Genomic DNA, 25,000 nt, shown 5'->3' with positions numbered 1-25,000 from the left:
TTTTTAATCAATAATAAGATTATACAATATGAATTTTAATATCATTAAAAGATTTCGTTTTTATATTCTTTATTTCTTCTTTGTATATTGGAACCGCTTTTTTAACATTAATCTTAACGTGAGGTGTTTCCAATATTTTTGTAATGTTCCATAGTCTTTTATTATGTGCTATCTCACACAACGATTCAAATCCGATATGTCCGTATCCGATATTTTCATGTCTATCTTTATGAGAATTTATTTTATTTTTTGAATCATTCAAATGAACAACTTTAATAAGATCTAAATTCATCACATTCTCAAAATCATCTAAAAACTTATCAAAATTTTTCATGTCATATCCTGCGTCATTTAAATGACAAGTATCTAAACAAATGCCTAAATTATCTTTATATTGTGATTTATTAATTATTTGTTTAAGTTCTTCCAATTTTGAACCAACTTCAGAACCTTTACCTGCCATTGTTTCTAAACAAATAGTAACTGATTTGTTTTTAGATTTTTTAAAAGCATAATCAATTCCTGAAGATATTTGTTCAATAGCAATTTCCAAATTTTGTTCTAGTTTGCTTCCTGGATGTAAAACAAGATATTTAGATCCTATTGCTTCACATCTTAATATCTCTTTTGCTAAAAATTCTTTTGCTAAATTTCTTGTTTCTTCTTTAGAAGAACATAGATTAATTATATAAGGAGCATGTACTATCAAATGCTCTTTTGATATTCCATTGATTTTCATTAATTCATGTGCTTTTTTAACATTATCTAAATCAAGTTCTGTTCTTTTTGTGTTTTGTGGTGCTCCTGTATAAATCATGAAACAATTTGAACCATAAGACACGCTATCCAAAACAGAGCCCACTAATGAATTTTTAGATTTAGTCATAGATACATGTGAGCCTAATAATATTTCGTTTATGTTTTTCATTTTTCTTATTACTTTTTTTCTTATATAATTGTAATTATCTTTATGTAATAAATAATATAACATACATAAATTTACTTTTGAAGGATTAAAATTGAAAATATTATTAAAAATTTTATGAGTTGTTAGTTGACCTTTCTCATGAATTTTATTATTTGGGTTGTGATTAAACGCACTAATTACAGCAAACAGCTACAAAAAAGTTCCAGAAGATATTGACATTGAATTAAGACATAAAAAAATTCATAGAATCTGTAGATTATTTTTATACATAAAAGATGTAAAAATAAATTTAATATCTAGAGAACATATAGAAGACAAACCGCTTTTATATTTAATAAATCATAAATCTAATATAGATTCAATAATAATATTTAAAATCCTATTTGAGAAAACAAAAAAATATCCTATTTTTATTGCCAAACAAGAACTTAATAGAGGTTGAAAAGGCGCTATTCTAAACATGATAGATGTTAAGTTTATTGATAGAGAAAATTTAAGACAAAATGCAAAAATTGCTATTGAACAAGTAGAAGAAATAAAAAACAAAAAATCAATAGTAATATTCCCTGAAGGAACAAGAACAACTAAACACGAGTTTTCAGACTTTAAAGCAGGAGCTTTAATGCCAGCTTATAAAACCTATGTAAATATTCAACCAATTGTTATTTACAACACATTGGGGATGCTAGATTCAAAAAACAAAGATAAAAAAGAAAAAGACAATATAGTAGATGTAAACATATTATCTTCAATTACTGCTAAAGATTATATGAATATAGATTCAACTATTCTAATAAAAAACATTCAAGAAAAAATGTATAAGATTTATGAAGAACTCAAAAAAAATCATAAACCTTACATAGAAAAAACTGAATAATAAGAGTTGTGAATATGGAAAATAAAGTAAATAAAATGAATGAAGACGGAACTTTAAAGTTCTCTCTTAAAGAATTTGATGGTCCTATTGATTTGATATTAACTTTAATAACAAAAAAGAAAATGGACATCAAAAATCTTGATGTAGCTTCAATAGCAAATCAATATTATGAATATGTCAGCAATGCTGATAAAGACATAGACGTTGATGATCTTAGTGAATACATGGTAATGGCTGCGCAATTGCTTAATCTAAAAACAAAAAGTCTTTTACCTATTAACGCAGGCGAAGATGGCATGGGTGATAAGGATTTTGAAAGAGAACGTGAAAGACTTATTAAAAAAATTCTTGAATACAAAATGTATAAAGAAACTCTGGCTGCTTTAGAAATATTAAAAGAAAATAGAGAAAAAATGTTTTCTAAAGATCCTGAAGATTATGAAGATTATTTTTTAGATGAAGTACCAATGGGTAAATTGCCTAAAAAAATTAATCCTGAAAAATTATTCAATCTTTTTGATGCATTAGTTTTAAAGAGGAATTTAAAAACTATGAAATTAAACACAATTGAAGTTCCTGAAGTTTCAATCAGTGTTGTTCAAAAAGATTTAGTAGATTATTTAGAAAAACATGACAATAGAGTAAATATTTTTGAATATTTCGATAATCTTACAATTAATGAATCAGCAATTGAATATTATTGTACTCTTTTCTTAGCAATGTTAGTTTTACTAAAAAGAGAATGAATAATATTAGAATCTAATGTAGACGATATTAACAATGAAGTTTTCATTGTTTCATTAAACAAAACAAAAGACTTTACTAATTTTGAAGATATCTTATTAGAGAGTGAATAAGGAAAAATATGAGTGATAACAAAAAAGATCTTTTATCTAAATACTCTAGTTTAATTGAAAACTATGATGATGATAAAAAAGAAGAATCTAATAAAAAAGAAATTGTAGAAACTAATGTTTCTGAAGTTAATTATGATGATGTTTACAAATCTCATGAAAAAATTATTAAAAAAGAGAATGAAATGCCTGAAGAAGATAAAAATTTAGTTTCTTCAGTTAAATTCTTATTAGCTGATGAAGAAGATAGTAAGGTTTCTTCAAACAAGAAAAAAATGCAAAAAGAATCTATTTATATGGATTCTTCAGATTTCACTTCTACTCAAAGACCAAAAACTAAAAAATCAGAAGATTTTGAAGAATATGATTTTGAAGAAGAATCTGAAAAAGAAATTGTAGAAACAAAAGATGTTGTTGTTGAAGAAATTAGTGAAGAGTTATTGTTTAAACCTTCAAATGAAGATGAAATAGAAAACAATGATTCAAAATCTGATGAAGATGAAATTAGTGAAGAGTTATTGTTTAAACCTTCAAATGAAGACATAATAATAGAACAAAACAAATCAACTGAAGAAGAATCTGATGAAGATGAAGCATTCAAAGCAACTTCTGTTGAGGATGAAGAAGAAAATATAAGTTCTAATGCAATGTATGAACAAATGCTTAATGATTATGAAATTGGTACTAAACAAGAAACAAGAGATGAAGCTACTTATAGTGAATTAATAAAACCAGAAAAAGAATTTGAAGCTAATTTCTCTAATTCCAAAGAAATTTATGAAAAAGCAAGCAAATCAACTGATTCAATAAGTGAAAAAGTTGAAATTGAAGAATCATATGCAACTAATGGAAATAAAATAGAAATAGAAAAAGTTAGAAAAATAATTGAATCTGCTTTATTTGTTGTTGGTAGTGACGGTGTTAGTGTTTATGAACTTAAGAAGATACTTGATCTTCCTATTTTCATAATAAATTCAATAATTGCTGAAATGGCCAAATTTAGAAAAATGGATCCAAATTCAGGTTTAATAATTAAACAATTTGGTAATTCATATAAATTATTAACAAAGATTGAAGTTAATAAAGAAATCTCTACTATGCTTAATACTAAAGAAAGAAAGCCACTTTCTGAAAGTATATTAGAAATCTTATCTATTATTGCGTATAACCAACCTTGTACAAAGGGGATAGTAGAAAAAATAAGAGATAAAGATGCTACTTCTCAAATTAATAGGTTACTTGATTTAGAATTAATTGAAAAAGCAGGAAGATCAGAAGCAATGGGTAAACCTTGACTTTATGCTGTAACTCAAAAATTCTTTGATTTATTTGGAATTAAATCATTAACTGATTTACCTAGTGTAGATAGAAAAATTAGTTTCAATGAAGATGTTGATTTGTTCAATAGATCTATTGATGAAGATTTAAACGATTAATTTTATTTTTAAAATATATACATAGAAGATTAATAAAATAGTATTGATTTAATCAATGAAAAGAATTTAATTTAACAAAAATAATAATTAAAAACAGACAAAGGATAATTTATATCAATTTGTCTGTTTTTTTATTCACTTAAAATATATTTTTAAAGTAAAATGAAATTAATCTAATTATAAGAAATCATGAGAAAAAATATGTCAAAACAAATAGAAATTTTTGGTTTAACTAATGGAAAAAAATTAGCTACTAAATTATGCAAATTATTAAATAAAGAAGAAGGAAAAATCAAAATTCAACATTTTAAAGATGGTGAAATTTTAGTAAAACCTCTTAATTCGGTAAGAGGAAAAGATGTAATCATCATTCAATCTACATCAACTCCTGTTAATGATAGTTTAATGGAATTATTAATAGCCATTGATGCCATGAGAAGAGCTTCGGCTAAAACAATATCAGTAATAATTCCATATATGGGTTATTCAAGACAAGATAGAAAAACAAAGCCAAGAGAACCCATCACTTTTAAACTTGTTGCAAATCTTTTAGAAGTCGCTGGTGCTCAAAATGTGTTAACTTGAGATATCCACTCAAAAGATACACATGGATTTTTTGATATCCATTTTGATTCAGCACAAGCAATTTGAGATATGTTAAACAAATTCTTTAATGACAAACACCCAGATGACTTAACTATTGTTGCTCCTGATTATGGGGGAGTTAAGTTAAGTAGAATTATAGCTGTTGAACTTGGTTTAGATTTAGCCATCATCGACAAAAGAAGACCTGTTGCTAATGAAGTAGAAATAAATGATGTTCTTGGATGTGTAACAAACAAAAACTGTTTAATGATTGATGACATGATAGATACCGGTGGAACAATCATTAAAGGTGCAACTTTGTTAAAACAAAAAGGCGCTAAGTCAGTTTCTATTTTTGCCACTCATGCTCTATTTAATGGAGATGCTATTAAAAAACTTAAAGAAGCTCACAAAAACGAAATAATAGATAATATCTACATAACAGATACTATCCAAAGAACAGATGAACAATTAAAAGAAATAGATTTCATTAATATTGTTTCTGTCGCTCCCCAACTTTCTAAAGTATTTAATGTTTTTGCAAAAGGTTGTGGTTCATTAAGTGAAGTCATTAAAGAACCTTTACAATCACTAAAAAAAGAGATTGAAAGTAAATAATGCAAAAACCTGTATTAAATCACATTATAGTTGTTGAAGGCAAAACCGATACTTCAAGACTTAAATCACTATTTGATGTTCAAACCATCGAAACCAATGGAAGTGATTTAAAGAAATCAACTTTAAATTTAATAAAAGAAATCTCAAAAACCAAAAAAATAGTCTTGTTTTTAGATCCTGATTATGCAGGAGAAAAAATAAGAAAACAAATAACAAAAGAATTAAACATTGATTTCTATCAATGTTTTATTTCTAAAAAAGACATTAAAACAAATTCAAAGAAAATTGGAATAGCAGAAGCTACTGATGAATCTATTATTAAAGCACTTGATAATATGATTAGTTTTTCAAAAGATACAAATTCAATATCTCTAGAAGAATTTAATGATTTAAGAATTGATTCAAAAGACAAAAGATTAATTATATGTAATAGTTTAAAAATAAGTTATTGCAATGGAAAACAATTATTCAAAAGATTAAACATGATGAATATCACTAAACAAGAACTAATAAATATATTAAAGAAATAATAATTTACAAATGAAAACTTTTTTAAGCAAAACAAAACTAACAATAGCAGCAACCCCTATAGGAAATCTAGAAGAAGTTTCTTCTAGATTATTAAATTGTCTTAATGAAGTAGAAATTATTCTTTGCGAAGACACAAGGGTGAGTTCTAAATTATTAAATTTGTTGAATATAAATAATAAGCCTAAATTAATAAGTTTTCATAAACATAATGAAGAAGAAAAGAATGAATATGCTATTGAACTCATAAAAGAACACTCTGTTCTTTTAATAAGCGATGCTGGATATCCAACAATATCAGATCCTGGATATAAACTTATTAAGGAGTGTCATAACTTAGATATCGCTGTAGAAGTTATTAACGGACCTTCTGCTTTAACTCACTCAATTGCAGTATCTGGGTTTGATACTCAAAACTTTTCTTTTTTAGGATTTTTGCCTAGAAAAAATAAAGAAAAAGATCTTTTATTTAATAAATATTCTAAATTAAATACCGTTCTCGTTTTCTATGAAGCGGTTCATAGAATTGTAGAAACTTTAGAATATCTTAAAAATAACTTTGGAAATAACGAAATAGTTATTTGTAGAGAACTTACTAAAAAGAATGAAGAAATAATTAAATCTAAATTAAAAGATATTAATTTAGATGAAGTTGTTTTAAAAGGTGAATTTGTTTTAGTTCTTAAACATGATTATGTAGAAAAAGATATATCCTTAGAAGATATTGAAAATGAAATTCTAAAAGAAATAAACATCAAAAAATCTAAAGACCTAAGCAAAGAATTGTCTTTAAAATATAATATATCTTCTAAAGATATATATAAAAAAATATTGTCATTGAAAGAAAAAAAATAATGCCTAATTTACTAGATTTACTAAAACCAAAAAGCATAAAAGATATTGTTGGACAAAAACACTTATTACACAATGATGGTGTAATAAGTAAAATGATTAAAAACAAATATATAGTTTCTAGTATCTTTTATGGAAATCCAGGCATTGGTAAATCTTCTATTGCAAAAACAATTGCAAAAGAATTAAATATTCCACACTCTACTTTCAATGCTGCTATTGGTTCTAAAGAAGAGCTTAAAAACATAGTAGAACTTAGTAAGTTATCAAATGATTATTTAATAATCATTGATGAAATACATAGATTAAATAAAGATAAACAAGATATTTTATTACCTCTTATAGAAAATGACAAAATAAAATTCTTTTTGACAACTACTGAAAACCCATTCTTTAGTATAAATCCTGCTTTAAGAAGTAGATGTCAAATTTTTGAACTTAAACCAATTAGTCAAGAAGATGTTTTTGATTTTCTAAAAACTAAGATAAAAAATAAAACATTAGATATAAAGATAACAGATAAAAATCTGTTATCTATTATTAATCATTCTAATGGTGATTTAAGAAGTGTTATTAATACATTAGACCTAATTATCAATTTATATCTTAAAGACACAAACGAAGTGACTGAAGATATTTTAAAAAATGTTTTATTAAACTATAAATTTTCAGGAACTGTAGATGGTGATGAAATTCACAATCTTAAATCAGCATTACAAAAATCAATAAGAGGTAGCGATGAGAATGCTGCTTTATATTATTTAGCAAGACTTCTAAATATTGGAGATTATGAAATAATCTTTAGAAGGTTATTAGTAATACTATATGAAGATATAGGGCTTGCTAATCCTAATCTTATGACTCGGGGAGTTTTAACAATAGAAGCAGCTAAAAAAGTTGGAATGCCAGAAGCTAGATATATGTTATCTTATCTAGTTATAGAAATGGCGTTAAGTGAAAAATCAAATTCTGCAGGAATTGCTTATGATAGAGTTATAAGTGAACTTGAAAACGGAAGTCTAACTTCTGAGATTCCATATCACCTTAGAGATGGTCATTACAAATCAGCTAGAAAACTAGGAGTTACTGGTTATCTATATCCTCATAGTTTTCCTTTTAACTATATAAAACAACAGTATCTTCCAGATGATATAAAAGATAAAATCTTTTATATAGAAAATGAATATAATTCTGTTGAATCTAAATTAAAAGAAAAACAATTATCTTTTAAAAACAAATCTATTAAATAATTACTATAAAATGAATACATTATGAATAAGAAAACAATAATAACTACACCAATATATTATGCAAGTGGAAAAGCCCACTTGGGACACTCATACACAACAGTATTAGCTGATGTGTTTAAAAGATATAAAAAACTTCTAAACGATGAAGTATTTTTTGTTACAGGAATGGATCAACATGGTCAAAAAATATCTTTAAAAGCCCAAGAAAATAATTTAACAGAGCAAACCTTTGTTAATAACATTTCTAAAGATTTTAAAACCTTATGAGAACTATTAAACATTGACTATGATGATTTTGTTTGTACTACTAATGATTCACATAAAAAAGCTGTTTCAAAAATCTTTAGTGTGTTTTTAGATAAAGGATTAATTTATCTTAATAATTGAGTTGGTTTTTATTGTGTAAGTTGTGAAGAGAATTACACAGAAAAAGCAGCTAAGAAAGAAAACAACAAATTATATTGTGAAATTGGTCATGTACTTGAAAAGAAAAAAGAAGAATCTTATTTCTTTAAAATGAGCGAGTTTTCTGATTGACTTAAAGTAATATTCAATAACAATGTTATTGATATATTTCCTTCTCACAGAAAAACTGAACTTATTAATAACTTTATAAATGAATTAACAGACTTATCTATAACTAGAACAACCTTTGATTGAGGAATTCAAGTTAAAGAAAATAAAAAGCATGTAATATATGTTTGATTAGATGCTTTATTTAGTTATTTAACTTCTTTAGGTTATTTAAGTGATGAAGATTCAAACTATAAAAGATTCTGAGAAAATAAAGATTCTGAAAGAATACATTTAATGTCTAGAGAAATAACTAGATTTCATTGTATTTATTGACCAGTATTTTTAAATAGTTTAGATCTTAATTTACCAACTAAAATTTTAAGTCATGGGTGAATAATAACTAAAGAAGGTAAAATGTCTAAATCATTAGGTAATGTTGTAGATCCTTTAGAACTAATTAATAGTTATGGTTCTGATTCATTAAGATACTTTATTGTTAAAGAATTACCAATACACAAAGATGGTGTATTTGAATTAGAACACTATATTGAAACTTTAAATTCTGATCTATCTAACAATATTGGTAATTTAGTTAGCAGAACAATAGGAATGCTAACTAAATATAGAAATAAAGAAGTTCCAACCTTTATTACTAATATAAATAAAGAAGACAAAGTTTTAGATAATGAGATTGATAATTTATTAACTGATTTTGAAAATAATGTTAATAATTTTGAATTTAATAAAATATTGTCCAAAATTATTAATCTTATTAAATCAGCTAATAAATATATTGAGGATTTAAAACCTTGAGAATTGTTTAAAAACAATAAAGATAAAGAATTAGATTCATTACTATCTCATCTTTTTAAAATCATTTATATTACAACTTATTTATTAGAACCAGTTCTAGTAAATAAAACAAAAGAAATCAAAGAGCAAACAAACATTAATTATGAAATTAATAGTGTTTATGAGCTTTTTGATTCATTTGATAATAAAAAATATAAGGTTAGAGAATCAAAACCTATATTTGAAAGAATTAAATAAAAAAATAGAATTATTTTTTGTTTTCAAAATATCATTGAAAATATTGATCAAAATTATGAATTTCCTCGTTTTTTAGTGTTTCCAAACTAGAAAGCAAAACTTCGTTCTCAATCAATTCTTCAATTTTTTTATTTTCTTTTATAACGTTTTTTTGTTTTTTAAGAAATTCATTACAAAAATTTAAAATATAGTCTAAATCTTCGATATCTTGTTCTATATCATTAATTTCTTGGGAAATTTTTGTTTTTTTGTTTTCTATATTCGTTAGAGCAGTTTCAAAAGAATCCTTCCTCATTTTTAATTCACTAATTATTTTTGCATTCTCCGAAGAATCATTTGGATTTTTGTCTATTTCTGAATTAATATCCCTTATCTCATTTTCAACCTCTTCAAATTTTTTCACATATTCTTCATTTTTTTCTTGTTTACCAGACAATTCTTTTTCAAAAGAATTCTTTTTATTAGGAATTAATTTTTTTATTTCTTTGCAAATGTTTTCAACTTCACCAAAACTTTCTATGTTTTCGTCCTCGTATTCTCTGTGGAATAATCGATTTGTATTTAAATAAAATTTTTGATAATCGAGATCATCATAATAAAAGTTTTTAAGTTCTTTGTCATTATTTAGAATTTGATTATTTAAATCATCTAATTTTTCATATTTTGCTTTTATTATTTTTAGATATGTTTCTTGATCATATCAAATATTTTCTGTAAATAAATGTAACTCATCAAGTTCATCATTAGATCGATTTTTAATATTAGATTGTTTAATTTTTTTATCTGCTCTTCTTATGGATAAAATACTATGATTTACTTTTGAAGATAACAATTCATTGTAAATTTCGAATAACTCTGATGATAAATGATCTTTATTTTTTTCAAGTATGCCAAAATAATTTTGTTCAAATTTATATGTTTGTAAATCACAATATTTTTCTATTGCGTTTTCTCCCGAAATTGATTCTTCTTTTTCATTAAATTTATCTTTATTCATAGGAAAAATAAAAACAAAATTTTCAAATCTTGAGATAACTGATAAAAAATTCATTATTTTTCATTTATCGTTTTCTAATCTTTCTATATTATCGATGAAAATAAGAATTTTTTTGTTTTCCATTTTTTTGTTAACTTCTTTTATTTCCTTATTAAGTTTTTTTGATTCTTTATTATTTTCATCATCAATTTCTGGCAAAATAAAAAGTTTTAATTTTTTCTCAATTTCTGGTTTTATCCATTGAGAGTACATTCCTTCCATTTGTTTTTTACCTAATTTTAAAATTCAATTTTTTATTTTTTCTGTAGTTGTATAAAATGAAATAATTTTTGAAGTTATTAATCAACACAATTCTTTTGTTGGTTCTGGCATCGAAGCTAGTTTTCAAGCATCTATTACAATTAAGTTATCAAATGATAATTCTTTTTCGGGATTTTCATCATTTTTAATATTGCAAAATTCTTTCGTTATTTCCTCAACAAAATATGTTTTTCCAGCTCCTCAAGGAGCATCAATTATTGTTCAAGGCGATTTTTTATCAAAATCTTCAAATTCACAATAAACTCTTTTTTTATTATTTTTTTCGTTTAAAAACTCATATCTTTTGTCTTTTTCAATTTTTTCATCATTAAATTTTTTAAAATTAGAATCTAAATCAAATAAAAATTCTTTCGCTCTTTCTTTGAAATCTGATTCGTTTTTTATTTCTAATTTGAATATTATTTGCTCTTTGTCCATTTTACAATCTCCTAATTTTAATAAGCATCTAGTAAATAATAACACATTTTAAATTGAACATATATAGTTTTTAAAGAATAAAAAGTTGTTTTTATTATTTTTGTTTTACATGATACAATAAAATTAGTTATAAAAAAGAGAAAGTCTGCAAATGATTAATTTTGAAAAAGAATTAAAAAACTTTATTCACAACAACTATAAAGTAGCTTCGGAAGAAGAATTTGAAAAAGCTTTAATTTGTTATTTAGAAAAAGAAAATAATTATATATATAGAAATGATTTAGAAACAGAAGAAGATTTAATTCAAAATTTTAAGAAAAAAATTGAAGAATTAAATAATTTTAAGTTTTTAGACAGAGAATTTGAAGGTTTAATGAATGATTTAAATTCAGGAGATGTTTTTGAAAAACTTAAAAAATCAAGATTTGAAAAAATATCAATCAAAAGAAATGGAAAATTCTTTCAAGATCTAAATATTTTTGATTTCAAAAATATAGAAAATAATTCATTTGAAATAATTAATCAATTCACCACTAATGACAAAAATAACGACACAAGAAGATTTGATGTAAACATTCTTGTAAATGGACTTCCAACGATTCATATTGAGTTAAAAAAAGAAAACATTACAGTTGAAAACGCAATTAGACAAATAGATTCATATAAGAAAAAGAAAGCTAGTTCTGGTTTTCTTGATTTCACTAGAATCTTTATAGCATCTAATAATTTAGATACTCGTTACATAGCAAATAATAATTTAGAAAAATTTAATCCTGAATATTCTTTCAAATGAGGAAATGAAAAAAATCAATATTGTAATGTTTTGATAAATGACAAAAACGATAATTTTTGTAAAACATTTTTAGATAAAAAAATATTATTAAATATAATTCAAAATTACTTTGTTTATGACACTGATAACAAAGAAATAAAAGTTCTTAGATATTATCAATATCATGCTGCTGAAAAAGTTATTGAAAGAGTAAGAAACAATGGCAGTGGTTATGTTTGACACGCTACAGGTTCTGGTAAAACATTAACATCATTTAAGGTTTGTGAATTATTAACTAGAGATGTTAAAAAAATTATATTTTTAATTGACAGAAAAGTCTTGAACAAACAAACTTTTGATGAGTTCAGAAAATTCACAATTGATGATGGTTTTATTAAAAACGCAACAAATAAAAACGATTTGTTGAACATGATGAAAGATCCATTAACAGACAACAAAATAATTATTTCAACTATTCAAAAACTTAATGCAGCTGTCAAAGATTTACTAAAAAATAAATCTCAAGAAGCACTAAGAGATGAAAAGATTTTATTTATTGTTGATGAAGGACACCGTTCACAACTTGGACTAATGAGAAGAAATATTAATAAATTCTTTAAAAAATCAATAAACATAGCCTTTACAGGTACTCCTATATTCGATAAAAACTCTGAAAAAGAAGGAGAAACTACTGAAAAAATATTTGGAGAAGAAATTCATAGATACACATCAAAAGATGCTATCGAAGATGGAAATGTATTAGAAATGTTCTATGAAGAATATATTTGTGAAATTCAAAAGAAAAATAATAAAAAAGATGATGATTCTGAAAAAGAAACAGAAGGGTCTCATATTGAAGTTGACATTGGGAGAATAAACGACATTGGTAAAAAAATAGAAGAAATTTTTGACAAAACGACTCACAATAAAACTTTTAACGCAATGCTTGCTTGTAGCAATATTGAAGAAGCTAAAGCATACTGAAGTTTCTTTAACGATTCTACAAATATAAAATCAAAAATAGTCTATTCGATAACTAATTCTGATTACACTTCAAGAGAAGAAATATCTGAAGCAAACAAAGACTTCTTATTAGAAAGAATGAAGGAACACAATCCTGAATACAAAGAAATTGAAAAATTTGATCAATATAAAACAGACATTCAAAAAAGCTTTTCAAATACAAAAAAAATTAACATAGACTTATTAATTGTTGTTTCAATGTTCCTTACTGGTTTTGATTCTCCAAGAACAAAGGTATTATTCTTAGATAAAAATCTAAAATATCACGGCTTAATTCAAGCAATGAGTAGAACAAATAGACTTTTTAAAGAGAAAAAACAAGGACATATAGTATCTTTTTCTAAAAAAAGAAAAGATGTAGATGAAGCTTTTGAATTGTTTACCAATGGTGGTTTATCAACTATTTCAAATGAGAAATGAAAAATGGTTTCTTTCAAAGAAATGAAAAACGAACTTGAAACCAAATGAGGAAAACTAATTGACAGATATCCAGATCCAGAAGATGTACCAAAATTAAAAGAAACATCTTCAAAAGAAAAATTTATGAGCTTATTCAGAGAAGTTGAATATTCTTATAAAAAGATAAAATCCTCAATTGAATATGATGATAAAAAAATAAAAAATTTCGAAATAAGAACTTTTGAAAAATTCAAAAGCTCATTCAATGGTTTTCTTGAAGATCCTGAAATGAAAAAGGTTATTCCTGTTTATCATGAATATAGAATAATTGATGGAGATAAAATAACTATTAATAGTAAATATTTAGAAAACCTTATGAAGATTAAAACTTCTGAAGAACTAGAAAAATTAATAAATAATCTTAAACAGAAATCAGATAGAGAATTAGTTAAAGGTTTTTGAAAAGATATTAATGAAAAAGGAATTGTTTCTGTAGAAGATAGAATTCTTTATTGAAAAAATTGAATCAAGAAAAAAGAAGAAGAAATAGAGAAAAAAGCAATTAAGAATTGAAAAACAACCTCTGAAGCAATAAATCAGCTTATAAAAAATTATCAACTAAAAAATAATGAATATAGAAAAGACAACGCTGAAGAGTTGTTAGATAATTATTTTGACAGCATAATAGATAGAAACAAAAAACATGATGAAGTCAAAGAAACAATAATAGATCTAATAAATTTAAGAAGATATATAAAAGAAGGAGAATACTTTAATAATTAATGAAATTAAAAGATAAGGCCCAAATTCTCACTGGTTTTCTAAGAACCAGAGAAGAAGGCGGAGAAATTGAATATAAATTAGTAGATTTTTCTTGTTTAGAAAACAATGAAACTAAAAAATTCTTATCTAGGACAGAACATCCAGAGAATTCAAGATTAAAAGATACTGATTTATTAATTAAATTATGACCAATAATTGATGTATTTTTTGTAAAAGAAAATCAAATTGGTGCAATTGTGCCTTCAAATATTGGAATTATAAGAACTGAAAAAAAAGATACAAAAATAATTTATTATTTACTTAAAACCAAACTAAAAACAATAGATAGGTTTCTAGATTGTTCAACTATCAAAATATTAAAAAAGAAAGATTTAGAAGATATAGATATTTCAGAAATAAAAGAAAATAAAGACATTTCTTTAAAAGCTGATTTGTTTATAAAATATGAATTTCTGAACAAGTTATATTTAAGAAAAAGTAAATTAATCAAGATGCAACAAAAATTTTATGCAAGTTTAAAAGGAAATTAAAATGCCAAAAGAATTAAAAAATACTCTATGAGCGATATTCAATGAAGTGAGAAAAAACTCTTCACTAAAACTAGAACAAGCACAACCTTATTTTTTAGGTTTCATGTTCTTCAAAATTTTATCTGAAAAAATTGAAACTTATGTTAATAATTATAAAGGTTTAAATAAGAAATTTCATCAAATATCTGAAGATTATGAATACTATGAAGACATTAAAAGTATGTGTAAAGATAATTTAGGTTATTTTGTTGATTACAAATATACATTTAATTCAATAATAAATCAACTTGAAGAAGGAACTGATGTTTCTATTAAAAATGTATTAGCTAAAGCATTTAAAGAAATTGAAGATTCACCAATAGGCTCTAAAAGTGCTAAAAATTTTTCTAATCTATTCTCAAACATCATTCTTGACAACCCATCTTTAGGTGGTGATGATTTCGAAAAATCAAAAACTCTTTTTGATTTACTTAAATCATTTGATAGAGAAGACTTTAATATGTCAGATAAGAGCACTGATAAATTAGGAGACGCATATGAATTTATAATCAGTAAATTTGCTGGTGAATCTGGTCAAAAAGCTGGTGAATTCTATACACCAAAAGCGGTTTCAGAACTTGTAGCTAAAATAGCAACTATTGACAAAAAAGAAGTTGGAATAATAATATATGATCCAACTTGTGGTTCTGGTTCTTTATTAATTAAAGCAAAAAAAGAAGTTGGTAATAATTTCGAAATACTTCTTGGACAAGAAAAAATAACTGAAACTTTTAACTTAACTAGAATGAATATGTTCTTACATGGAATTAAACATAACGACTTTAAAATTGCCAACGGCAATACTTTAACTAATAATAAATTTACTAATTACGAGAACAAAGTTGACGTAATAGTTGCTAATCCCCCATTCTCTGTTGGATGAGATCCTGAAGGATGAGATACTGATGATAGATTCAGACAATATCCAAAAGCAGCTCCTAAATCTAAAGCAGATTATGCTTTTATTCAACATATGATACACATGTTAAAACCAGGCGGACAATGTGCAGTAGTTGTACCTCATGGTGTTTTATTCAGGGGAGCAGCTGAAGGTGCTATTAGAAAATATTTAGTTGGAACTAAGAAATACTTAAGAGCTGTTATTGGACTACCAACTAATATGTTCTTTAACGCTTCTATACCAGCTTGTATTTTATTCTTTAAAAAAGAAACTAGTGATGAAGATATTTTATTCATTGAAGGTTCTAAAGAATTTGTAAAAATGAAAAACAAAAATGAAATGACTGAAGAAAATGTTTCAAAAATCTTTGATGTCTTTAAAAACAAAAAAGAAGTAGAAAAATTCTCAAGACTTGTTTCATTAAAAGAAATAGAAGAAAACGATTACAACTTAAATATCACAAGATATATTGATACTTTTGAAGAAGAAGAAGAAATAGACATAGAAGCTGTTAATTCTGAATTATTGAAAGTTAATAAAGAAATTGAAGATCTTGAAGAAGAAATTCAAAAAATGATTTCAGAATTGAGAGAAACAAAATAATTTTAATTATTTAGAAAGAAAGATGGTACAAAAATGAGTAAAGAGCAATTAACTGAACCTAGACTTAGGTTTAAGGGTTTTGATGAAAATTGAATAAAAAATAAACTTTTTGAATTATGTGATTCCCTAAATCCTAATGAAAAAATCAAAACTACTAAAAAATCAGATTATATTATTCACAACAATAATTCATTGAGAACTAATTCAAAATCTGGTTATTATATTGCTAAAGAAGATTATTTAAAATTGAAAAATAAAAATTTAATTTTGAAAACTGGAGATATTTTGTTAGGAAGAGTTGGAACTTTAGGGAACCCTTTTTATGTACAAAATTCTAACTTTTATATATCTGATAATTTTATTTGATTAACAAATTGAAAAAAAGAAAAAATTTTTTCAAAATATCAATATTGAAATTTAATTAAATTAAATAATTTTATAAAAAACAAAATGAATAATGGTTCTAATCAACCTTTGCTTTTGAAAAAAGAATTGATGAATTTGTCTTTTTGAATTCCAAAAAGAATAAAAGAACAAGAAAAAATTTCGTTCTTTTTTGAATTAATTCAAAAACAAATTGAATTATTAGAAAGAAAAATACAATTAACCGAACAACTCAAGAAATTTTATTTTAAAAAAATATTTAACTATGAAAATTTAAATAATGATAATTCAAAAATAATTAAAATTAATTTATCTTCAATATGTAATATTTTGAAGGGAGATCAAATAAACAAAGAATTTCTTAAAACCGATGGTGAATATTATTATTTAAATGGTAGTAGATTACCTAGTGGTTATCTTGATAAATTCAACAGAAACGAAAATACTATAAGTATAAGTGAAGGTGGTGAATGTGGTTTTGTTACGTGAAATAAAACAAAATTTTGATCAGGTGGACATCTATATACTCTTCATGAAATCGATAATATGATAATTCCTGAATTTTTGTTTTTTTTATTACATTCAAAATCGAAAGATATAAGTAAATTAGCTGTTGGTAGTTCATTAAAAAATTTGCAAAAAAAAGATTTAGAAAAATTTATGATTAGTTTCCCTGAATCTCTTTCAAAACAAAAAGAAATTTCTAATTTTTTAATATTAATAGAAAAAAGAACAAATCTTTTAATAAAAATTAAAAAAGAACTTACTAAACGAAAAAAATATTATCTCGAAAATTTATTTCTTTAATCAAAAATATATTTAACTTTTTCAAATATTTCGTTTTCAGTTAAATGAATATATTTACTTGTCGTATTTATGTTTTTGTGCCCCATTAATTTTGATACTGTTTTTATATCAATATTTTTTCTAAGTAAATTAGTAGCATAACTCCTTCTTAAGGTATGAGGAGTTATGTTTTTATTTAAATAATCAACTCCTATTTTTCTTATTATTTTAATAATTTGATTGTGAGAAAGAGATTTACCTTTTTTAGATGTGCATAACTTTCCTCTTTTATTTAATTTCAATATTTCTTTTAAATAATCTGAAATAAAAACAGTTCTATGTAAAGAACCCTTACATTTTATTTCTACTCTGTTTTGATTAATTTTATTGAGATTAAGAGTTCTTAATTCATTTATTCTAATTCCTGTTGTAAAAAGAAAACAAAACATGACTCAATTTCTTTTTTGATGTCATGTTTTCGTTTTTATTTTCTTTTTTAAATAATTAAATTCTTCGACTGAAATTATTTCTCTATTTATATGATCTTGTTTAGGCAATTTAATATCTTGAAAATTCATATATAATTTTCAATTTTTTTGATATTTAATATATGACAATATGCTTGCATATTGTAATTTAATTGAATTGGGCTTATGTGTTTTAGATAACTGATTAATGTATTTAACAAATAAAGTTTTTGTTGGTTTTCTTCCATCAAGGTACATTAATCATTTATCTGAATATATCAAATAAATTCTTATTGTTTCTTTTGACAAATTTTTATTTTTTAGGTATGTAATGTATTTCATAATATCCTTAATATTTACTAAGAATATTATGAATTAAATGAATAAGTTATTTAAATAATATTGTTTTCTATTTAATAGTTCTTTTTTCTGGTTTTTTAATGAATATAATAAATTATCAAACGTCTTATAAATTTCACCAAAATCATAAATCTGCTTGTTATTTAAATTAGGCATTTTTAATTCATTAAGTTGTCTATGATCAAATTCAAATTCTCTTCGTGTTGTTGATTTTGATACATAACCTTTTTTATAATTTAAATATGTTTTTAATTGATATTTAACAAAAAATGGCGATATGGCATCTTTTATCTTATAAGTTTTATAAATGTTTGAACAACATTTATTTTTATCTATTTCATTTACACAAACCTCATCAATTCCGAGACCTAATATTAATGTTCTATCTAGAATTCTTTTGTGATGGCTAATATCATAAATTCATTTTTCTATTGGCTTTATACCATTTTTTCCAATCGAAACTGGTTTTGAAGAAATGTTGCTTTCTATTTTATATTCAACAAAATAATCTGTAAATTTACAAATTAATGGTTCATTTAAAAATATATTTTTAAAATCTTCAAAAAGAAAAAATTTCATTTTTAATTCAGTTAATTGTATTTTTCTTTCCAATAATTTAATTTGTTTATCAATTAATTCAAAAAAGAATGAAATTTTTTCTTGTTCTCCATAAGAAGGATAAATAATTTTAATTTCAGATAAAATATTGGTAGTTAATTGCGGAATGCTTGTTTTTTCCATAAAGAATCTTGGTTTAATGTTGAATCATTTGCTAATAAATGAGGATTTGATAATATCGCTTTTGAGAATTAAAAGCCTTCCAATTCCCATGAATTTTTCATCTCTATGAAATGCAAAGCCTATTGTTCCTCTTGCAGTAATGGTTACAGAATCTGCTTCTCCATTAAAAGTGGAGGCCCAACCATAAAAGCCTCTATTTTTTTTATTATTCGAAAAAATTTCAAATTTATAAAGTTCAGTTTTTGCATTCGAAAAATTTTCTTTTTTTAAATCTCCTGACGCTTTAATCTTCGAAACGTTACCTAAATTTTCTTTATTTCAATTGTCTTTAAATCCCTTAAATCTAATATTGGGTTCAGTTAATTGCTCTTAATTATCTATAAAACTTACTATTCAATTTCATTCAAAAATAAGATAATTATTTTTTCATAATTTTAAAATATAATCAATATACAAAAATATTAATGATTGCAAGAAGAATGTATATTATTAATAATTAAGTAATGTATGAAATATAAATTTGTTAATTTTTTTCTATTGATAATCACATTCGCTATTGGCGGATCTTTTTACTTTTTTTTAAAACCAACATCAATTAAAAATAATAATAATTCTGGGATCATAAAAAATAATATTGAAATTAAATTAAATAACAAATATATTAGTTACAGAAGAGATTTAATTTCTGTTAATAATGAAATTAATACTCCTGAAATTGTGAAAAGAATTTCAGAAGAAGTTAGATATATCAATAAAAACAAAAAAATAGACAAAAACACACCAATACTTAATGCATTTGGTCTTGCGATAAAACCAGATTTCATAACAAGCGGCGCTATATTAAAAATAAAAGAAACACAAATTGAAAATATTTGAGATTGATCAAAACCAAAAATTACATTTTTGTTAGATAATATTCCTGCAATAGAATCAAATTCAATAACCTTTAACTTTAGTATAAACAACGTAAAATTAATTAATAATAAAAAGAATTTGTTTGAACTAATGAATTACGAAGTAAAAACAAATGTTATCGTTGGTCTTGATTATCAGAATGAAGAAATAAATCAAACAGTTGGAATTGAAGGAGCAGATGTATATGGAGTAAATAAGTTTCTGAATCATTGATTCGATGTTATTTTAAATGTTAATGCAAAGTTTAGAGCAAACGATCTCGCCAAAATTTGAGAAAAAAGAACAACTGAACAAGTAATTAAAGCACATATTGAAATTTTAAATTTCAAACCCTCTATAACTGAAACTTATTTTGGTGGTGTTGATATAGTATCTTTTAGAGAAGGTGTTCTTTCGCCTTATGTTTATTTAAATTACAACAAAAAAGAAACAACACCTGGACCAGATGATACTGGACCAGAAGAAATCATACCGCCAAAACCTCCTTCTGGTGGCGATAATTCAATTCCCGATCCCGATGGAAATCAAAATAAGCCAGAAGACGAATCAACAAACGAAAATAATTCAAGTAGTTCTAAAAAAATTTCAATGGGATTTGTTTTAACTATTGTTGCAGGTTGTTTAATGTTTATTACATTAACTTTGTTTATTGCCGTAATTAGTGTTAAGTTTGATTCTCGTTAAAATGTTATTTATTCTTTTAATTACACTATTAATATGATCATTAAATAAAAAAGCGATTTTTTCGATTGCTTTTTTATTTGTCTATTAACTTTTATAAATATTAAAAATTAATCATTTAAAAAATAAAAATTTAGTTTGAATTTTGAAAAAGCCCCATTAAAAGGGCAAAAAATAATTTCAAATTAAATAATAAATTTTATATAATTTTAAAATGTATAAATTTAAAAATACAAAAATCTTTGTTATATAGCAAAGAAATAAGGATAAAAACTATTATGAAAAAAAATAACAAAAAATTTATTTTTAATAATTTTTTGCTACTAAGCTTAACTGTTTCAATAGCAGCAGTCATTTCGCAAACACCTAATTTCAACAAAAAAGATAAACAAATTAAAAATTCAATTAATAGCACAACATCAATTGACAATCTCGAAGCAAAGAACAGAGTTCTTGATGAAGCAGCCGTTTCTTTTGGAAAAATGAATCTAACTCCGGGAGAAGAAGTTTCTGTTTATGATAGCATCACAAATAAAAATTACAAAATATATACTACAAAAGCTGATGATTTTAAAATAAATACGGCTGGTGAAATTTCAGGATTAAAATCAAACTTTACAACTAAAACTCCAAATGCTTATGTGAATCTCTTATTGCCATCTAATGCAACAAAGACATTAACTAGCGCATTTGATCCAACAATACCAGCTAATAATACTAACGATCATTATAAAAGAATAGTAAGAGTTGATTTTAAGAATTCTCCGAATTTAAATTATCTTGGTGTATATTCTTTTTCTAGACTCTACTCTTTAAAAGAGGTTGTTTTTTGTGAAGGAGTAAATTATGCTTTTGAAAATAGAGTATTTGATAACTGTATCTCATTAAGAAAATTAACAGATTTTGAAAAAACTAGAACTCAAGGTTTTTCGACTGCATTATTTGCCAACACAAGCATTTGAAGCATAAAATTCCCTGCTGAATTTAAAGATTTATATGGTGGTTCATTAGAAAATATTCCGTATATAAAATTCCTAGATTTTTCATTAAGTAATTCTTTAACTGCTCGTAAATCTTTTCATAACACTTATGTAGAAAATATTTATTTTCCGGATAACACGAACATTTCAAATGATGAATTCAATTCAAGTAATTTCAATAAAAAACCAAGAAAAATGACATATGAAAACTTCAATTTTTCATCAAGTAATTTATCTACAATAACAGAACTTAAAAGAATGGGAATATATAAAAATCAAAACGACCCTTTTTCAAGTAACGACCAATTCCCATCTACGGCTTTGAATGTAACATTTGATATTTTTAAATTTAAAGAAGCTTATTCTAATTTTGATAGTTTAGCAAATGCATTAAACGATCTTGCTAGCAAACCAAATATTTTAGCTCAATTTTTAAATGTAAATAATTCAAATATTAAGCAAATCGAATATTTAAGAGGAATAACAGCAACAAATGATGTAACACATAATAAATTCATTGTTGAAATTACGACTAACACTTTTTATACTGCTAATAAAATTATTATTGATTATAACGATTTTGGATTTAAGAGCACTCAAGTTTCAACATCATTACCTAATGGACAATGAAATTTAAATTATGATTATTCAAATGTAGATGCATTTATAAGAAAACTTGATGATGAAGTTGCTGCTTGAAATCTTTTATCACAATCTAATAAAATTGATTTCACTGGTTGTGATTTATTAAAACAATTACAACTTAGATTTGTAAACCCAACCGCAGAAATGAAAATGACTGTTTCAAAAACTAAAAATGACCAAAACAATTCTCTTTCATTAGGTTTTAAATTCACTGATATTAATTATTCAGGCGAAGAAGCAATATATAAAGTTGGTATTTTAGTTTCATTTGAACAAAAATATACAACATTCGATACTTCAAGCACTACAAATGTAATTGATTTAACAGGCACTACAAACGCTGACAGTTCTCAGATGCAAGCTTTTGTGGATGAAGCTACATCACAAGCCAATAGTTGAAATACAACTAAAACAAGTGATTTCAATGGTTTATCAATATTTAAAAAATTAGGTTTTTCAGCAACAAATTTTGATAGTAACACTTCAATAACTATTGCTAACAAAATGAATCAAGAAACTAATTCATTAAGTATTACATTCACTATGAGCGGAATCAAAGCAAAACCTGGTTCTTCAAATAGCATTTCTCACACCTTTGAAATTCTATTTGCTCCTTCTAAATTTGCAACTACATTTACAACAAATGAATCAAATTTAATTAAAAATTGAACAGCATACGATATTACTGAAATTCCAACGTTTAAACAGCAACTACAATCTGAAGTTGATGCATGAAGCCCAACAAGCCCAACTATAACTTCTACAATTTTAACTGAACTTGGTGTTACAGTAACCAATCCTTCTGCTAATTCAGATATGAAAGTTACTTTTACAGAAAACAAACACAAGAATGCTTTAATGACTGAATTAACACTAACAAATGCTTATGTTAATACAACTACAACAAAGACTTTAAAATTAAACTTTATAATGTTTTTTAAAGATGGTTTGAAAACTTCGTTTACAACGTCATTAAATGATAATATGATTGATTGAACCGCAAACGCTGATGAAACTCAAATGAATGAATTTGAAACCAAGCTTTTAGAAGATATTGCTAAATGAAATGCCAATAAACAAATTGACATAAATACATTAACAACGCTTTCTAAATTCGGTTTAGTTATTTCAAATCGTGGAACTTCAACACTTTCAGCAGATATTTATAAAAACACATCAACTAACAATGTTAATGTTACATTCAAATTAAAGGACGCTCGTGTTAATGCTGTTGACACTACAACACTAACTGAAAGCTTTACAATTAAATTTGCAGAAAAAGAAGATTCAACATTTACGACAAGTTTACAAAACAACAATTGAAATCTAACATCAGAAAATGTTAATATTGTTGAACAATTCCAAATAGAATTAGGAAAAGAAGTTGATGCTTGAAACATTCAAACAAATAAAAACGACTTTTCTGCTTTACCTATATTAAAAAATCTAAAATTGTCTTTTACCAATTTATCAAACAATTCTAAATTATCAGTGAAAAATTTAAAATACACTCCATCAACAAAAATGATTACATTTGATTTATCTATCAACAACATGTATTCAAACAATGTTTCTACAAACATTATTAGCATAGGCTTTAGTGTTGTATTTTCTGATTTAAATTCAACTAAATTTGAAACTTCAAGAACTTCAAGATCAGTTAAATTATTTGAAGAAACAGTTGATAAATCAGCTCAATTCAAAACTGAATTAAATAAGGAAATACAAAATTGAAATGCAGAAGTTGATAAAGATTTAACATTTACAAAATATCCGATTCTTAAATGATTAGGATTGTCTGTTCAAAACCCTAAATCTGATTCAAAATTAGCAGTAAGTTATAAAGTTAATGAGACTAATAATTCTATGGGAATTAAATTAACTTTAGAAAAAGCTTATGTTGACACAGTAACAACTACAACTATCCCCATAAACTTCAATATCTTATTTAAAGACATACAAGCAACAACATTCACAACTTCTTCAAATTCTAACTTGGACTTTACTTCATTAACTATTAATGACATAGAAAAAGTTAAAGAAGAAATTATTAAAGAAGTTGATAAGTGAAATTCAGACACTGTTAAAGATTTAACGTTTGCTAATTACCCAACGCTTAAGAAATTTAAATTAACTATTACAAATCCAGTTGAGGGAATGAGATTAGATTCTCCAGTATTTAGTACTAGTCAAAATGGAAATGAACTTGTTGTTTCTTTATCATTACTTAATGCTTATTCAAACGGTTTAAATACAAACACTATAACTAGAAACTTTACATTATCATTTTCAAACAATCCAGTTACTATATTTGAAACATTAAATAGCAATATTGATTTAGAAAAATACGAATATACACCTGAAAATGTTAATCAATATTTAAGTGATTTAAACGACGAAATCATGAAATGAAATCTGAATCCTACAACCGATTTAAGTTCATATAAAACTTTAAGTAAATTAAATATTTCAATTGATAATTTATCTTCAAAATCTCAACTTCTTTTAAAAATAAATAAACAAGATGACGAAAATAAGAATGTTAAATTTAGTATTACTTTGACTAACACTCTTCAAGATGGTCCATTAGGAAACAAAACAATTGATTTTATAGCACAATTTGATTCAGTTGGTCCAAAAACTATGACAAGTAATCAAGCTTTAATTTCATTTGGTATTCCTGGAATAATCTTATTGATATTAATAGCTATATCAATCACTTTAATAATAATTCTTAAAAAAACAAAAACTATTAATTAGGA

The 25,000-nt window shown here is 24.5% G+C and carries 18 protein-coding genes; 14 read left to right on the top strand and 4 right to left on the bottom strand.

Features of this window, described 5'->3' with window-relative positions; translation table 4 throughout:
* Window positions 1-19: 19 nt before the first annotated feature.
* A complete protein-coding gene (locus AC27EK_RS02380) occupies window positions 20-928 on the bottom strand; it encodes a deoxyribonuclease IV (protein WP_487231757.1) in 909 nt (302 codons plus the stop codon).
* Between the two features lie 91 nt (window positions 929-1,019).
* On the opposite strand from AC27EK_RS02380, the gene AC27EK_RS02375 reads away from it, so the two are divergent.
* The 8 genes from AC27EK_RS02375 to metG all read left to right on the top strand — a co-directional run bounded on the left by AC27EK_RS02375 (window position 1,020) and on the right by metG (window position 9,494).
* Window positions 1,020-1,805: a lysophospholipid acyltransferase family protein gene (locus AC27EK_RS02375; protein WP_487231756.1), complete on the top strand. Its 786-nt coding sequence runs from the start codon at window positions 1,020-1,022 to the stop codon at window positions 1,803-1,805.
* A gap of 14 nt (window positions 1,806-1,819) precedes the next feature.
* On the top strand, window positions 1,820-2,662 hold the full coding sequence (locus tag AC27EK_RS02370) for a segregation and condensation protein A (protein ID WP_487231755.1): 843 nt from the start codon (window positions 1,820-1,822) through the stop codon (window positions 2,660-2,662).
* Window positions 2,663-2,670: 8 nt separating this feature from the next.
* The gene (scpB, locus tag AC27EK_RS02365; RefSeq protein ID WP_487231754.1) at window positions 2,671-4,095 is read left to right on the top strand and encodes an SMC-Scp complex subunit ScpB; all 1,425 of its coding nucleotides are present in this window, start codon (window positions 2,671-2,673) and stop codon (window positions 4,093-4,095) included.
* Window positions 4,096-4,296: 201 nt separating this feature from the next.
* Window positions 4,297-5,298, top strand: a complete 1,002-nt coding sequence (locus tag AC27EK_RS02360) for a ribose-phosphate diphosphokinase (protein WP_487231753.1) — start codon at window positions 4,297-4,299, stop codon at window positions 5,296-5,298.
* Window positions 5,298-5,828: a ribonuclease M5 gene (rnmV, locus tag AC27EK_RS02355; protein WP_487231752.1), complete on the top strand. Its 531-nt coding sequence runs from the start codon at window positions 5,298-5,300 to the stop codon at window positions 5,826-5,828. The genes AC27EK_RS02360 and rnmV overlap by 1 nt, the downstream gene beginning before the upstream one ends.
* A 10-nt stretch (window positions 5,829-5,838) precedes the next feature.
* Window positions 5,839-6,681 carry a 16S rRNA (cytidine(1402)-2'-O)-methyltransferase gene (gene rsmI / locus AC27EK_RS02350; protein WP_487231751.1) on the top strand — a complete coding sequence of 281 codons (843 nt, stop codon included), beginning with the start codon at window positions 5,839-5,841 and terminating at the stop codon, window positions 6,679-6,681.
* Window positions 6,681-7,928, top strand: a complete 1,248-nt coding sequence (locus AC27EK_RS02345; RefSeq protein ID WP_487231750.1) for a replication-associated recombination protein A — start codon at window positions 6,681-6,683, stop codon at window positions 7,926-7,928. Before rsmI ends, AC27EK_RS02345 begins: the two co-directional genes overlap by 1 nt.
* Window positions 7,929-7,949: 21 nt before the next feature.
* Window positions 7,950-9,494 carry a methionine--tRNA ligase gene (gene metG / locus AC27EK_RS02340; protein ID WP_487231749.1) on the top strand — a complete coding sequence of 515 codons (1,545 nt, stop codon included), beginning with the start codon at window positions 7,950-7,952 and terminating at the stop codon, window positions 9,492-9,494.
* Between the two features lie 10 nt (window positions 9,495-9,504).
* Here metG and AC27EK_RS02335 read toward each other — a convergent pair whose 3' ends face one another.
* Window positions 9,505-11,229, bottom strand: coding sequence for a P-loop NTPase fold protein (locus AC27EK_RS02335; RefSeq protein WP_487231748.1), 1,725 nt, complete (start codon window positions 11,227-11,229; stop codon window positions 9,505-9,507).
* A gap of 151 nt (window positions 11,230-11,380) precedes the next feature.
* Between AC27EK_RS02335 and AC27EK_RS02330 the strand changes: the two genes are divergently transcribed.
* The 4 genes from AC27EK_RS02330 to AC27EK_RS02315 are packed head-to-tail and all read left to right on the top strand — an operon-like array spanning window position 11,381 to window position 17,470.
* The gene (locus AC27EK_RS02330; protein ID WP_487231747.1) at window positions 11,381-14,206 is read left to right on the top strand and encodes a type I restriction endonuclease subunit R; all 2,826 of its coding nucleotides are present in this window, start codon (window positions 11,381-11,383) and stop codon (window positions 14,204-14,206) included.
* The gene (locus AC27EK_RS02325) at window positions 14,206-14,736 is read left to right on the top strand and encodes a hypothetical protein (RefSeq protein WP_487231746.1); all 531 of its coding nucleotides are present in this window, start codon (window positions 14,206-14,208) and stop codon (window positions 14,734-14,736) included. Before AC27EK_RS02330 ends, AC27EK_RS02325 begins: the two co-directional genes overlap by 1 nt.
* 1 nt (window position 14,737) lies before the next feature.
* On the top strand, window positions 14,738-16,279 hold the full coding sequence (locus tag AC27EK_RS02320; protein ID WP_487231745.1) for a type I restriction-modification system subunit M: 1,542 nt from the start codon (window positions 14,738-14,740) through the stop codon (window positions 16,277-16,279).
* Between the two features lie 33 nt (window positions 16,280-16,312).
* Window positions 16,313-17,470: a restriction endonuclease subunit S gene (locus tag AC27EK_RS02315; RefSeq protein ID WP_487231744.1), complete on the top strand. Its 1,158-nt coding sequence runs from the start codon at window positions 16,313-16,315 to the stop codon at window positions 17,468-17,470.
* On the opposite strand, the gene AC27EK_RS02310 is transcribed toward AC27EK_RS02315, so the two are convergent.
* Together AC27EK_RS02310 and AC27EK_RS02305 are read right to left on the bottom strand one after the other, a co-directional pair.
* Window positions 17,467-18,258: a tyrosine-type recombinase/integrase gene (locus AC27EK_RS02310; RefSeq protein WP_487231743.1), complete on the bottom strand. Its 792-nt coding sequence runs from the start codon at window positions 18,256-18,258 to the stop codon at window positions 17,467-17,469. The two genes, AC27EK_RS02315 and AC27EK_RS02310, sit on opposite strands and share 4 nt — an antisense overlap.
* Window positions 18,259-18,291: 33 nt before the next feature.
* A complete protein-coding gene (locus AC27EK_RS02305) occupies window positions 18,292-19,287 on the bottom strand; it encodes a restriction endonuclease subunit S (RefSeq protein ID WP_487231847.1) in 996 nt (331 codons plus the stop codon).
* A gap of 237 nt (window positions 19,288-19,524) precedes the next feature.
* Between AC27EK_RS02305 and AC27EK_RS02300 the strand changes: the two genes are divergently transcribed.
* Both AC27EK_RS02300 and AC27EK_RS02295 read left to right on the top strand, forming a co-directional pair.
* Window positions 19,525-20,616, top strand: coding sequence for a hypothetical protein (locus tag AC27EK_RS02300; RefSeq protein ID WP_487231742.1), 1,092 nt, complete (start codon window positions 19,525-19,527; stop codon window positions 20,614-20,616).
* A 275-nt stretch (window positions 20,617-20,891) separates the two neighbouring features.
* Entirely contained in the window at window positions 20,892-24,998 is a 4,107-nt protein-coding gene (locus tag AC27EK_RS02295; protein WP_487231741.1) for a leucine-rich repeat domain-containing protein, read from the top strand.
* Window positions 24,999-25,000 lie beyond the last annotated feature (2 nt).

The sequence above is a fragment of the Ureaplasma rhincodontis genome (assembly GCF_057537535.1).
Note: the sequence above shows the minus strand (reverse complement) of the source record. Positions and strands in the feature narration are given on the sequence as shown.